The sequence below is a fragment of the Pedobacter sp. 05L430 genome (assembly GCF_056397585.1).
Map to the genome: position 1 here is coordinate 1 of NZ_JBFTNT010000033.1, position 14,582 is coordinate 14,582.

General features: G+C 40.0%; 9 protein-coding genes and 1 pseudogene. All 10 read right to left on the reverse strand.

The annotated features are described in order from the left end of the window. Nucleotides 1–1,283: pseudogene (locus AC1DG9_RS08075) on the reverse strand (hypothetical protein); the annotation flags it as partial. After that, nucleotides 1,283–2,515: an L-fucose:H+ symporter permease gene (gene fucP / locus AC1DG9_RS08080; protein WP_288879203.1), complete on the reverse strand. Its 1,233-nt coding sequence runs from the start codon at nucleotides 2,513–2,515 to the stop codon at nucleotides 1,283–1,285. The pseudogene AC1DG9_RS08075 and the gene fucP, both read right to left, overlap by 1 nt. After that, a complete protein-coding gene (locus tag AC1DG9_RS08085; protein WP_172660158.1) occupies nucleotides 2,502–2,699 on the reverse strand; it encodes a hypothetical protein in 198 nt (65 codons plus the stop codon). The genes fucP and AC1DG9_RS08085 overlap by 14 nt, the downstream gene beginning before the upstream one ends. Nucleotides 2,700–2,819: 120 nt before the next feature. Next, on the reverse strand, nucleotides 2,820–3,818 hold the full coding sequence (locus tag AC1DG9_RS08090; protein WP_477634490.1) for a hypothetical protein: 999 nt from the start codon (nucleotides 3,816–3,818) through the stop codon (nucleotides 2,820–2,822). Continuing rightward, complete coding sequence (locus tag AC1DG9_RS08095; protein WP_288879201.1) at nucleotides 3,815–4,837, reverse strand: LacI family DNA-binding transcriptional regulator; 1,023 nt, start codon at nucleotides 4,835–4,837, stop codon at nucleotides 3,815–3,817. The genes AC1DG9_RS08090 and AC1DG9_RS08095 overlap by 4 nt, the downstream gene beginning before the upstream one ends. Nucleotides 4,838–4,898: 61 nt before the next feature. Then, nucleotides 4,899–7,658 carry a glycoside hydrolase family 2 protein gene (locus AC1DG9_RS08100; RefSeq protein WP_337716820.1) on the reverse strand — a complete coding sequence of 920 codons (2,760 nt, stop codon included), beginning with the start codon at nucleotides 7,656–7,658 and terminating at the stop codon, nucleotides 4,899–4,901. A gap of 19 nt (nucleotides 7,659–7,677) precedes the next feature. Beyond that, on the reverse strand, nucleotides 7,678–8,871 hold the full coding sequence (locus AC1DG9_RS08105; RefSeq protein ID WP_337716818.1) for a PQQ-dependent sugar dehydrogenase: 1,194 nt from the start codon (nucleotides 8,869–8,871) through the stop codon (nucleotides 7,678–7,680). Nucleotides 8,872–8,986: 115 nt separating this feature from the next. Further along, nucleotides 8,987–11,284: a GH92 family glycosyl hydrolase gene (locus tag AC1DG9_RS08110; protein WP_477634491.1), complete on the reverse strand. Its 2,298-nt coding sequence runs from the start codon at nucleotides 11,282–11,284 to the stop codon at nucleotides 8,987–8,989. Between the two features lie 54 nt (nucleotides 11,285–11,338). Next, on the reverse strand, nucleotides 11,339–12,817 hold the full coding sequence (locus tag AC1DG9_RS08115; RefSeq protein WP_288879197.1) for a glycoside hydrolase family 28 protein: 1,479 nt from the start codon (nucleotides 12,815–12,817) through the stop codon (nucleotides 11,339–11,341). Between the two features lie 163 nt (nucleotides 12,818–12,980). Beyond that, nucleotides 12,981–14,579: a RagB/SusD family nutrient uptake outer membrane protein gene (locus AC1DG9_RS08120; RefSeq protein ID WP_288879196.1), complete on the reverse strand. Its 1,599-nt coding sequence runs from the start codon at nucleotides 14,577–14,579 to the stop codon at nucleotides 12,981–12,983. Nucleotides 14,580–14,582: the final 3 nt, after the last annotated feature.

A 14,582-nucleotide genomic window follows, 5' to 3' on the forward strand; every position in this document is an offset into this window, starting at 1 on the left:
CCATGCAACCTGGCATTCCTGATCAGATCTTCCATGGGTTCCATGCGGATTGGCCCATAATGAGTGTCCCCAAATCCAACGATAGACCCATTGGGAAATAAGTATTGTGGCTGTGCAGAAACTGCCTGACTAAGCACAGGCAGTTCAGGTAAGAGATCCATTTTCATGGTTCTATCAAAGAAGTTTACAAAACCCGTAAAATCAGCCAAAACATTTACCGAATAGCCCGGAGATTCGGCCCATATTCCCGTCTTGGGATCATAGCCTTTCTTTAAAATATCGGTAAGAGCCCATTGCCGTGTATGAGTTTGATTCAAAATCTGATCCAGATAGTACCCACAACCTTTTTTATCCGGATAAACCTGATCATTTTCAAGTATCAGGGCGATGCAGGCAACAAACCTTGCCTCTATCAGGTTCCAATTATTGAAAGGCACACCGTTTTTAATAATAATATCTGCCCATTTCTTAAATGTTTCTGCATACAAAGGCAATTGTTTGGGGTGTTTTTTTTGAATGTAGCCATGCAAAAAATCATAGCATGCAGTTAAAGGCTCCAGGATGTCTTCATGAATTACTTCAAATGACGACAAACCTACCAAAGTCTGATCATGCCCTTTGTTCAGGTCTATTGGTTCATTCCGGTAATACATTCCGGTCATATAGGTTTTGAAAAGATCGTAAGCGAATTTTCCATATTTTTCTGATCCGGTATACCAGTAAATCATTGCCGCATCTCTTGCCTTATTGATGATTTCAATATTTATCGATTCAATACTTCTGCCTGTTTTAGACTGATCTACCCATTCCCAGGCCTGTCCGGATCCCTTGCTTTGAAAATAGACCTTGCCATCCTGATCCATGTAGGGTTTAATATCTTCCAGTTTAGGCCGCATATACTGACTGGCAACATCTCTGGTACCGGTAAACCGTACTGTTGGGACAGGCGCTTTTCCTGTTGCATAGGCATAAGCACCATTTTTTATGAAAACATCTGTTGAATGGGTATTCCAGTACATCTGTAGGCGGGAAACCATCCAGGTGCTGTCTTGTTGATGCCGATCAACGTAAGGACTTACCTCAGCAGTAATTTTCTCATATGTAGTTTTTGCCCAATCTTCACGACTAATCAATGTGGCCAGTCGTGCTTTTCCCGTTTTCGCATCGGTGAGCAGTCTTGGGTGTTCAGTATGGGTTAAAGAAGGTATTTTGATGTGCTGAGCCCTTGCCATACCAACCCAAAAAAGGCCTGACAAGAACACACTTACTATCTTTCGTTTCATTAATGTTTTACTTTATAAAATCTAGCTCCGAAAAAGAAAATCACCAGGTAACAGGCAATGGGTGCATAATACGCATGAGCCACTCCAAAATGGTCTGCCATTCTTCCCATAATGAATGGAAAAAAGGCCCCTCCCACAACTCCCATAGAAATGAATGAGGAAGCCTGCTGGGTGTGGGCACCTAGATTCTTGATTCCAAGACTGAAAATAGTAGGAAACATGATGCTAAAAAAGAAATTGATCATCAGCAAGGCTACATAAGAAGGCCAGCCCAATCCTTGTGCTACGATAATACACATTAACACATTCCACAGGGCAAAAGCCGCCAACAGCTTATTTGGTGCAATTACCCGCATTAAAAAGGTACCTGTGAAGCGACCTAGAAGCATTAACCCCATAAACAAGACCATATAATTTCCGGCTTTTTCATCGCTGAATCCCATTTTTTCATGTCCGTAGTTGATAAAAAATGCCCAAGTTCCAGCCTGCGCCGCCACATTGAAAAATTGTGCAATCACCGCCCATACAAAATGCTTGTGTTCAAAAAGTTTTTTATCAGGTGCAACATCAACATTCACAGCTGCTTCATCTGCCAGCACGGCATGTGGATCAGTGGTATCTTTTACCTTAACCATTGCAAAAGAAATGGCAATCAATACAATCACTCCCCCTATTACCAGATATAAAATCCTTACTGAAGTTAGGTCTGTGCTTCCCGGCGTGTTGTTTCTTAGTAAAAAATAAGAGCCGATCAATGGTCCCAGCATTGCGCCCACTGCATTAAAAGATTGGGCAAAATTAATCCTTTGATCACTTGTGCGCTGGTCTCCTAGTGCAGCTACAAAAGGGTGTGCTACAGTTTCGAGCGTTGATAAGCCACAACCCAGGATAAACAAGGCAAGACCAAAAAAAGCAAATGAGGAGGTATAAGCAGCAGGAACAAAAAGAAAGGCACCTGCTGCAAAAAGTGATAAACCAAGTAATACTCCGTTTTTATAACCATATCGTTTCATAAACAAGCCGGCAGGAATTCCCATCACCGCATAGGCGCCAAACACGGCAAATTGTACAAAGGCCGATTGCGATCTGCTCAAGCTCAGTACATGCTGAAAATGTTTATTTAAAACATCGGCCATGGTAATGGCGATGCCCCATAACATAAAAAGAGAGGTGACAAAAAAAAGGGTAACCAGATATTTCTTATCCGTAAAGGAAGCTTTAGTAGGTATCATTTTTATTGGGATTATCTTTGTTATTTGGAATACCAGCATCGGGAGCCGTCTTKGGTATTCCATTAATTCTATTCGCTATTTTTTGCCAGTGTTCCTTTATTTTTTGTGGAGAAACTTTTTCAACTCTAAAGGATAAAGGCCCCTCTTCCTCACAATCATCTTTTTTTGGTTTCTTTTCCTCCATACAATTAAGACACAAAGAATCCAATCCTATACTCTTAGAATTGCAATTAAATTCAATGAAAATAATTTTATACGAAAAAAAAAAGCCCCCGGTCGAATGGGGGCTTTTTTTAAAACATCTTTATCTTATTTCACCAAAATGAAACTTTTCTAGTGAACCGATATCCTTAAGTAACTGGATGGTAGTTGATGGCCCCAAATTTACCGGTGCTGCCCATGAGCGGAGTGCCCACACAATTTTTTTAGCTGGTGTAACTTCGATAGCCTGTACCGGTGCATTTTCAGGGTCTAGTTTACTATCCCATTGGTTAAACCAGTTATTTATAAGTGTATTGCCATTAGGTAAACGTGTTGCAAGTTGTGGTGATGAAACCTTATAATCGCGTATTTCATCTAAAATGTACTCCMAAACGATCGTGCCGCTGCGTGTGATTTCCCGAACAAATCGATTATTACTGGTGACCAATATATTGCCGTTTTTTAATTGTACGGCCGACCAAACACTGGGAACATTAAGTGATAAAAGTTCCTTGCCATTGATGTTATACTCGCAAACCTTGCCCAAGTCCATATGAGCAACTAGTATAGTTCCTTCTTTTGTTAATCTGGCATGTCTGATTTGACCGTGAGTACCACTTTTAAAAGGTAACTTAAATTCTTTTTCAATCTTATTACTGTTGATATTCATGACTAAAACTTTGGCCGGATTACCATTTTGAACAAATACAACATGTGTTTTGCCAATGAGCTGAGCTGTATGCGTTTCGAACCCTTCTGGTGTATTATACTTCCAAAGCACTTTTTTATTGGAATTAATTAAAGTAATGCCATATTGGTGGGCAAACAATACATTTCCATTTTTCATTAATATTGCATCACTAATTTCCCCTCTTCCCAGTGTATCTATATAAGACCATGTTATTTTACCACCACGCACAATATACATATTGCGGGATTTGGCTTCACCGGCATAAAAAAAATCGAATTGCTTAAGTCCTTTTCCTGGTAAAACTTTTGGCGCTAAAATATGACTGATGCCGGTTTGAGCCATCGTCTGTTTACCAATGCCAATCATCAATGCCAATATCAGCATGAACTTTAACTGAAGTTTGTTTTTCATACGCTTAGATGTTCCATCCAAAATATATCAGCATCAATTACTTTGGTTTCAAAGTCAGTAATTGGATATTTAGTCTCAATTATTTTTAAAAGCATGGTCATAGATATTTGCCCCATTTCAAAAGCTCGTTGTCTGATATGAGAAATTGGGGTTTGAAGCAAATCAATAATATCTACATTCGAAAAACCTATGATTGACAGTTCATCGCTTTTAATACCTAAATTTTTTACAGCTCTCAGGCAAGCCATGCTCAGCCTGTCTCCCGCCACAAATATTGCATCGGGGCTCTCGTCTAATGCCATCAATTGTTTTATTGCCAGTTCAACTTCTTCATAATCGCTGCCTCCTGAAGGACAGAACTTGATCAGTTCATCACGCGATGAAATTAGCTGATCAGTCATTGCTGTTTTATATCCGCCTATCCGCTCTTTAGATATTGACAATTGTGGTGCATTAGCTAGAAAAGCGATATTTCTTTTACCATTTTCTATTAATTGCGTAGTGGCCTTATAACAGCTTTCAAAATTATTGCAAACTACTTTATAGGTATTTATTTCATCTACAATCCTGTCGAAGAAGACAATGGGCAAACCGCTTTTATGCATTTGCTGTAGATGTGTATATTCAGTTGTTTCGGAAGACATGGTAATGATCAGACCATCAACATAGCGGTTAGCCATATGGTTAATCACTTCGATTTCCTTGTGATATGAATCTTTTGTTTGCGAGATTATGGTATGATAACCCTCTTTTTCAGCTATTGACTCAATTCCTGATATGGCTTGTGAAAAGAAACTATTTGCTAAATCAGGGACAACTATGCCAATAGATTTACTTTTTTTACTCCTCAGTCCGGCCGCCATTGGGTTGGATTGATAATTTACAAGAGTGGCATAGTCATTTACCAGTTTTTTTGTCTTTTCACTAATGTCGTAAGTATCCCTTAACGCCCGGGAAACCGTTGAAGGTGAAAGGTCCAGTGCTATTGCGATATCTTTTAAAGTTATAGGTTTATACATAAAGCACGTAAGCTAAAACATGATGAATGTACTAAAAAACTCCTATACTTACCTAAACGACCTAATTGAAGTCGAACCAAAGCTTTCCTGATACCTTTGAACCCACCGCAATGTTTTTTTGACTTTGTGGTCCCATTGAATCTGCCTGCTTAAATTTATTCCCAATAGGTGCTATTGCATTTAAAAATCCAAGGTTTCCTTCTGGAAAAGGAGGGTTTACATGAGGGATGAACGATGTACGTTGCTTATCCGGTTTCAGCATCTGCAGAAACAAGTCTGATTTATCAGTATATACCTTAAATGAAGAACTCCCCGCTTGTATTTCTGCCCAATACAGATTAGCATGATAGCCCTTAAATTCCGGGTAAATAAAAGTTTCGCCAGTTATGGTATTATTGTAACTCTTTTCCCAAACGCTTGTACTCACTCCTTTTAATCTGTTTTTCCAGGTTCTGTAAGGTCCATCGCCCAACCATCGCATTCCTTTTATTTTAGATTCGTCGATGTTAAAAGTGATCCCATAAAAATTTGCGGTTCCTGTTTGTGTATAATCGTACTCCAGAGTTACAGGTTTTCCTGCAGCAAATAACCATTTGGCATGCAGCGTTGATTCACCTGAGTAAGAACTTTCTACTATGATTCCCCCATTTGCTGTTTTAGTATGTTTAAAGCTCTGAAGTGTCTGATCTACACCTGCAAGGATAGGACCATTACCAAGGGAAACTGCCCCTTTACTATTTTCAACAGTTTTTAAATAACCCGTCTGCGTATCAAAAGTATATGTTACACCATTCTGTACCACAACATATTCATTCTCTTTTTCTGATTCTGTAATTTTACTTTTTTGTTTGACTATAGAAATCAAATTCTTCTGTGCAATTTGAGCGGTGGTTTTAATAGGCCAAATCCAGGTATAAATTTCTCGACCTTGACTGTTTGTAGCGGTAAACCGCAATGCATCTGCATCCTTCCAGTTAGAAGAAAGGTTTAGTTTGAAATTATCTGTTTTACCCGGTGCCAATGCAACTGATAATTTGCCCGAAGAAATTTGGGTAAATCCACTTTTTTTATCTGTTGCCAAAGGATATTTAACCAGTTGCCAGCTAAACTTACAATCAGAAAGATTGGTGTACAAGTAGTTATTTTCTAGCTCAATAGTTATGTTTTGTGAAGTAAAATCCGGTTTTTTGGGCTGTACCGGGCTCCAAACCTCTTTGATGGTATAGAAACTTCCTTCTTTTTCGCGGTGAGGACCAACAATACCATCCGCCCCATGATTTCCATCGGTATCCAGACTGTCTTTTTTATCTTTTCTAACCACTCCTTCGTCGGTTAATGCCCACAGAAAGCCTCCTGCATGCCTCGGATTTTGACGAATGAGCTTCCAGTTATCATCAAGACTTGCTCCATGTCCTCCGTCGTAAAGACCATGGATCATTTCAGTATGAAGCAGTATATCTTGTTTTTTAGCGGCATTTTCGATGTAACTGTATTCAGGATAGTGTTTAGTGTCTATGTTGTTAAAATTACTCCAGGGATGAATCACTACCCGTTTTTGCGGATCATAAAATGCATAGTCGTTATCCAAATCGAAATTAAACCCTCCTTCATTTCCATTTGCCCAAAACACAACACTTGGATGGTTCACGTCGCGAACTATCAATTCTTTAACCAGCTTTCGCCCAACGGGAGTACCATAATGTTGTTGCCAACCGGTTAGTTCATCAATTACAAATAACCCTATAGAATCGCAAAGGTCTAAGAATTCGGCATCAGGCGGATAATGGGACATACGAACACCGTTCATGTTCATATCTTTCATGAGCATAATATCCTGAAGATGAATCTTTCTACCTAGTGTTCTGCCGCTTTCCGGCCAGAAACTGTGACGATCTACCCCTTTTATTAAAATCTTAGTGTCGTTTACATAAATACCGTCCGACTTTCTTACCTCTACTGTTCTGAATCCAAAGCGTTGATTTAGTAGATGAACAACGGCCCCATTTCTTACTATGCTCACATCAGCAGTATAAAGATTTGGGAATTCAGGGTTCCAGAGGCTAGGATTAGTAAACTTACCGGCAAGCCTTATAGAATCTGCAGGATTAGATACACTGTAAGTTAACGGAGTTCCGAATGAAGCTCCTTTTAATGTTTTCAATTGCACGGATATTTTATCTCCAGACTTTATATTGCCAGTAAATACATCTATTCCGAAATTCCCATCGGCCTTTGCATCAATTGCAACACGGTTAATAAACGACTTAGGCATTACCTTAAGGTAAACAGGGCGAAAAATACCTCCAAACACCCAGAAATCGCCTTCTCTTTCAGCATCATTTACTGTAGGATCAGCACTTTGTTTACTTACGGTTACTTCCAACACATTATCGGCATCAAATTTTAACAGATTATTTACATGGTAATTAAAACGATAAAAACTACCCTGGTGTACCGCTCCAGCCAGTTGACCGTTAATTTTGACTTCAGCATCAGTCATCACCCCTTCAAAAACAAGTTGAATCTCTTTATCAGCCCAGGATTTGTCTGCTTTAAAATGATAGCGGTACAGCCCCTGCTCATCCGATTTTTTCTTGTCATGACCATAATTGTAACCACCAAATCCCTGTAGTTCCCATTGAGAGGGAACTGGTATCTCAGTCCATTTACCGCTATTCATTCCCTTGGTACAAAAGAATTCCCACTTAACAGTATTGTCCTTATCAGTTCCTGATAAATAAACAACCTTGGTTTGCTGCGCAAAAACTCCAACAGAGATTAAGCCAACAAGGCACAAGACACAGAAAATTATTCGTTTCATGATTGTCAAAATTGAAAGATTATGGAACCATTTTATACAACACACCCTTTTGGCTTTCCAGCAAAACGGTAAGCATATATATATCACCTTTAAGATCCTCTCCAAAACTGTAGATATGCCAGTATCCCGGATCTCTGGAAATTGACATTTTTGTTCTTACCCATTTGTTGTTTGAACCTTTGGAAAGGTTCCAGACCGGCCCCATAAAATCGCCAAAAACATACTTACCACTTAAGGATGGAATTACCTTACCACGGTAAACATATCCACCTGTAATGCTTATGCCTTCGGTATGAGGATATTCGGCAATTGGCAAAATATGTTCTTTAGGTTGTGGATCTGCTGGCCTGTAGGAATGAACACCTTCAAATGCACGCCAACCGTAGTTGCCCCCTTTTGTAACCAGATCTATTTCCTCGTATTTATCCTGACCTACCTCACCAGCAAAAAGCTCATTGGTTTTACGATCAAAGCTGAAACGCCATGGGTTTCTAAATCCATAAGCATAGATTTCAGGGCGTACATTAGCAGTATTTACAAATGGATTATCGGCAGGAATCCCGTATGGGATCTTATTTACATCAATCCTGCTAATTTTTCCAAGCAGATTGGTTAAATTCTGTGCATTCCCATATTCACCATGCATGTCGTTCTGGCCACCGCCATCGCCAAGAGAGATATAAAGAAATCCATCTGCTCCAAACTGCAAACACCCACCATTATGATTGGATTCTGGCTGATCAACAACCAGTACCTTACGCATTTTCGTCTTATCGGCAATCTTGTTATTATTTTTAGATACCGTGTATTCTCTTACCTCTGATTGGTGGTCTGTTCCTTTGCCTTTTTGCGAAGGAGCACTGCAGTATATATAGAATTTACCATTAGTGGCATAGTTAGGATGAAATGCCAGGCCAAGTAATCCACGTTCATCGTAGCCTTCATTTTTTATCACTTCCTTTGAGATGTCAAGAAAAGGGGTTTGGATTAACTTTCCATTCTCTATAATACGTATACGCCCCTCCTGTTCACAAACAAAAAGCAAATTCGGTTCTTTTTTAGTAACAGCCATTGCTGTAGGATGTGAAAGTCCGTCTGTAATTAGTTTTAATTTGACATTGTCAGTTTTAACTGCTTTCTGCCCAAATGAGGCTACAGCGGTTACTAAAACAAAAAGAATTGGCAAAAGGATCTTATTTAATGTTATTTTCATTGAGTGTACTTGGTTAAAAGGGCGTATTTCAATACGATATTAAGAAGTTTAATGCCCTTTTGCCTAATGTAAGCAATAAAAATTTATGCAATCGTTGCCGAAATCATGCAATTATTTATTTCTTTACCAAGGGTTGATCAGTTAAACCTGTAGCCCACCTTTTATTCGGTTTATCTGTTAAAGTAACTTCAATAAGGCCCCCATCTTTCAATCTATCATGACTGAGGTAACTCTTGGTATAAGCTTTCTTATCCCACTTAACCGCTGAAATATGGCCTGAGTTTTTAGATTGTTTGTGTGTTACAATAGTTAGTTTTTTTGCATTAGGAAGACTTATCGTAATGCGGTCAAATAAAGGAGTGGTAAGCAAATAATTATTGGAAACCGGATCTACAGGGTAAAATCCCAGAGAAGCAAACACATACCAGGCAGACATTTGCCCGGCATCATCATTGCCACTCAAACCTCCAGGTCCGTCACTATATTCATTGGCCAGAATCTCTTTTACCCTAAGCTGTGTTTTCCATGGGGAACCGGTGTAATTATATAAAAAAGGTATCTGGTGCCCTGGTTCATTTCCATGCCAATACTCGCCGCCATTAAAAAGCGTATCTAATGATTGTTCCAGCTTGCTTCTGCCTCCCATCAATTCGGCCAGTCCCTGTACATCATGTGGTACGTAAAAGGTATACTGTTGCGGTGTACCCTCTGTAATATAAGGCTCTTTGGCATTTCCTTTAAAAGGCTCATACCAGCTTTTATTGATATACCTGCCCCGCATCATGTTCACCTTTGCATCAAAAACATTGCGATAATTTTTACTCCTGCTCATCAATGTGGTATAATCAGCAGTTTTGTTCAATCCCTTTGCTACCATGGCCAAAGCATAATCGTCATAGGCATATTCCAAAGTTCTGCTGACCTGTTCTTTTTTATGAAAAGCCTCGGGTACACTGTCTTCCATTGGAATGTAGCCATATTTCAAATAAGTATCCAATGCACGTCTTCCTTGCCCGTTTACATAGTCTGGTTTTGATGGACTATCAAACGCATTTTGCCGCATCAATCGATAAGCCTCATTCACATCGTAATTACGGATTCCCTTTGTATAAGCAGAGGCAATAAAAGCTGTTCCATGATCGCCAATCATTGCTGCAGTATAACTGTTCCAGCATGGAAAAATAGGCAACCAGCCTCCCTGGCTCCCTTTCAGGATCATAGATTGAACCGCATCATTGATCAATTCAGGTTTCAGCAACTCAAATAAGGGTAATTGAGCCCGGTAAATGTCCCACATGGAAAAATCGTCATAATAATTGCCTTTTGATAAATTTTCTAACTGATAGCTACCTGAAAACCTTGGATAGGTGCCATCCACATCATTAAATAAGCGTGGGTGCTGCATGCTGTGATAAAATGCTGTATAGAATATACGCTTGTCTTTAACAACTGATGTCTCAACTTTGACCTGACTCAGGGCTTGTTGCCAAACTTGCTTGTTTTGTGCGGTTAGCGCTGGAAAGTCCCAATTAGTGATCTCCTGTTCCAGGTTTTTCCTTGCTCCTTCCAGACTACTGAAAGAAGTACCTACCTGCACCCTTAGTACCTCTCCTTTATTTACTTTAAATCCCAGATAGGCACCAATATCTTTTTGTTTACCAATAGAATCTGTAGCAAGGACACCTTTGGAACTGAATGTTCCCTGACTGGCAATTGCCTTTTCAACTTTCAGATAAAAGAAGCCGTTAAACCCCGCAGGTTCACCCCAGCCCTGATAAATGCGGTGAACAGGATTATAACCCCACACCACTCCATTKTCTTTATCGATCTTCACAAATCCTTTTCCCTGATCGCTGTTAGGCATAATCAGCAAGTATAAGCTATCTGCACGATGTGCTGTAAACTGCATCATCGACGAACGAAGTGTTGCAGTAAGTTCTACATCCAATTGATACTTAGGTAAGCTGACCTTATAGTAATTTGGACTGGTGATTTCCTGCTCATGAGAAAATACTGCGCCATATTCTTCTGGTTTGGTCTTTAAACTCCCCATCATCGGCATAATAGTAAAGCTGCCGTAATCCTGTGTACAGGAACCGCTAAGCCAATGTGTAGCCCTAATACCGGTGAGCACACTGTCTTTATAAAGATATGGGGGAAGACATTTGGTTTCTGATTTACGTGTTTCGGGACTGAACTGAGTCATCCCAAAAGGGAGGCCTACGGCTGGGATAGTATTGGCATTTAATTCGGTTCCGCTACCGTGCTTTAAGGCTGCACTGGTTGTGCTGGCGGCTGTACCGGCAAGAGGCTGCACATACTGTACTACATCTTGCGCTTTTAAGGATAAACCAAGGCTAAACAGCAACAAACTGCCCAAACCACAACGAAAAATAAAGGAGACACTTCTCATAATTAAACTACGTATTGTTTTTAAAGCTAATAAAAAACGATCTGATTATGTTTTTCATTGTTTCTTGATTGCCTCAAATTTAGCAGGGAAAGCAGATTCCCCTTCCAGGTTAATCGTTTTTAAATCTCTAACGCCATTACTCTCCAATACATGTGCAAAATAGTCGGGCCTGTTTTTACCCCAGGTTACCGCGCAATTTCTTAAGGTAATCTGACTTGCCTTATCAAGGTAAAAAGCGGATGTTCTGGCTTTCAAAAGCCCCTCAACATTGCTCGGCCGACGATCGTAAACTCCCCCTGGTAGTGTCGTCGTTTTATTGATGAATACATCAACCCCATCAAAAACAACTCCCGACACTTTATCTGGCGATTCTGCACCTACATAAATACCATTCTCGCTAACACATTTAACATTGTTGAAATAGATGCCCGTTACTGCTCCCACTTTTCCTTCAGTCTGCCCCTTAGGGAAACGCCAGCCTGCATCTTTATTATTGCCTTTTGCCCGCGGATAGGCAGTTACATAGATTGGCTCGGCCTTGCCCCACCAAACATCAGAAAACAAATGAGCGTCAATAATTATATTTGAAAATATCACGTTGGAAACTGTCCCTTCATCCCGGTTTTGAATACCAATACCTCTATTGCTTTTGCTGATAATACAATTATTAATTAACACGTTATTGATGCTATCCATGTTTTCTGACCCTATTTTAATAGCACACGAACGAGAGCTCATGGTACAATTGCTAACAGTGATATTTTCGCAAGCACCAAATTCTTCATACTCCCTTCTGTTTTTTAAACAGATACAATCATCACCAGATTCTATGTAACAATTACTGATCCTTACATTTTTACTGTGATCAAGATCTATCCCATCACTATTCCTTACTTTTAAACTGTTCAAAAGGGTGATATTATCTATGACCACATCATCGCAGCCAATTAAATGGACTGTCCAATAGGCTGAGTTTTGAATGGTAAGGTCACTTATTCTGATGTTCCTGCCTCCAATAATGGTAAGAATATGGGGTCTGGGATCAACAACATTAAAAGGTTTTAACACATAAGAATCTTCCAATTCAGCACCCATAAAAGAGATACCATTGCCATCAATAGTTCCAGCTCCATGAATGGTAACATTAACTAACTTCTCACCACCAATCCATATGGTTCCTTCGCCTTTATTTTCACGAAATGCACTTTCTGTATATACTTTCTCATCGGGATTTGCCAATACTTTAGCATTGGTTTCAATATAAAAATCTACAAAAGACTTAAGCTTGAAAGGTCCGGCCAGATAGGTTTTTCCTGAGGGTACAACTACCCTACCACCGCCCGCATCAGAACAGGCATCAATGGCCTTTTGAATGGCCAGAGCATCATCAGTTCGGCCATCTCCTTTTGCCCCGTAGGTAACAATATTATATTCTTTAACATTATCTTTTGAGCTTATGGCCTTAGAAATTAAGGGTAAGAAACTGATTAAAAAAATGTTTAAGACAAGTGTATATTTTCTTAGTTCATTCATGGTTTGTTGTCATCTTTAAAACTGTCGTCATCTCGACGATAGGAGAGATCTCTTGACCATTAAGTAGCTGGGAAGCAAATTGGTATAAACAAGAGATCTCTCCTATCGTCGAGATGACGAAGTGGCGATAGCATAACGAAGTGGTTATACCATAAAAATCGCTCTAATTATATCCCGGATTTTGTTCAAGTTTGGGATTGAGTACCCTGGCACTAGCGGGTATAGGCATCAAACGTCTTCGCACATCATTGTTTGTTTTAAAACCCCATGTCCCTTCATACTTTCCAAAACGGATCATATCATTACGGTGCCAGCACTCCCAGGCAAATTCCCTGCAACGCTCTTTATAGAGGTCTTCAAGAGTAACGGAGCCCCAAGCTGCCGAGGTAGTACGTACTGCACGCAACTGATTCACCAGTGATAAAGCCGTTTGGCCCTGCGTAGGGGTTGCTCCACGCAATATCGCCTCTGCTTTCATCAATAAAATATCGGAATACCTGAACATTGGAAAATCATTATTTTGATTCCTGTTGGACGAAGTACTGTCGCAATAGAATTTATTGTTGCGATAGCCCATGTTCCATGCGATTTCATCATTACCTGCGTCGAAAGGTCTGGAGGCATCACGTAAAGTAACGTTTGGCGTAATGTCTACCTGATAATTGATCGGAGTAGCGCCATCAGATCCCGCATAGAATTGATCGTATCCTTTCTTTGTTGTCGATACATTAACAGGCGCTCCCGAGAACAAGTATTGCAAACCTTTTATCCATTGCATATTTCGCTTGTCATTAGGATCATCGAAATTCGCATAGTATTCAGGTAGCGTACTCATAGGTGCACTTGGTGTATGTTTCAAGCTAAACTTTGTTTGTAACGAGCGAGGCAAGGAATACCTTGCGAAGAAGAGATAACCATTTGAGAACCCTGGATCAAAGGGTAAAGCGAAAATAAACTCTTTAATTTGAGGTCCATTATCTATAAAAAACATCTTTTTATAGTCTGATTCTAAAGCGAATGGACTTCCTGTTGCGGTAATAATGGCATCACACTGTGCTACGGCATCGTTATAGCGTTGTGTTCCGGTATATACCTCTGCATTCAAATACATCTTAGCCAATATTGCATTTGCTGTGTATTTGGTAGGACGGCCATAAGTAGCGGCTCCCACAACTGAACTCAGGTTTGGTAAAACTTCTTTGAGCTCGGCCTCGATGAAATTAAAAACCGCTGTTCTGGATTTTGTCTCAGGAGATGTAGTTTCACCAAAAGTTGTAACAATAGGGATGTTGCCCCATAGATCCATCATCATGAAAAAGGCCAATGCACGTGTGGCTCTAACTTCAGCTAAAGCTGTGGTTTTAGCGGGAGATTCCGGTGCATCCTTAAGTAAGAACAGGCTTTGGTTGGCCTTGCTGATTACACTTGACAGCCATCCCCAGCCACTGCTAACATGCCCATTGTCAGGATCCCAGGTATGTTTATGGTGTTGTTCATACCTACCACCATCATACCAGTTACCTCCTCTTGCAGGCATGATGGATTCATCAGTACTTAGCGATTGCATGAAAAAATAATCGGTGGTGATGCCCTGACGCAACTGGACGTACACCTGTCCGGTCAATTGTATAAAATGTTGATCTGTTTGGGGAAAGGTTTCAGGAGTTAACTGGGTTTTCACCTCCAGGTCCAGTTTATGGCAGGACGTAAGTATTGTTAGTGATAAAATTACTCCGGTTGCTATGTTTATAAGATTTTTCATCTT

Excerpts from the sequence above, each read along its gene's own strand:
- fucP (WP_288879203.1), bottom strand. The coding sequence starts at position 2,515 with ATGATACCTACTAAAGCTTCCTTTACGGATAAGAAATATCTGGTTACC.
- AC1DG9_RS08095 (WP_288879201.1), bottom strand. The coding sequence starts at position 4,837 with ATGTATAAACCTATAACTTTAAAAGATATCGCAATAGCACTGGACCTT.
- AC1DG9_RS08100 (WP_337716820.1), bottom strand. The coding sequence starts at position 7,658 with ATGAAACGAATAATTTTCTGTGTCTTGTGCCTTGTTGGCTTAATCTCT.
- AC1DG9_RS08105 (WP_337716818.1), bottom strand. The coding sequence starts at position 8,871 with ATGAAAATAACATTAAATAAGATCCTTTTGCCAATTCTTTTTGTTTTA.
- AC1DG9_RS08115 (WP_288879197.1), bottom strand. The coding sequence starts at position 12,817 with ATGAATGAACTAAGAAAATATACACTTGTCTTAAACATTTTTTTAATC.
- AC1DG9_RS08120 (WP_288879196.1), bottom strand. The coding sequence starts at position 14,579 with ATGAAAAATCTTATAAACATAGCAACCGGAGTAATTTTATCACTAACA.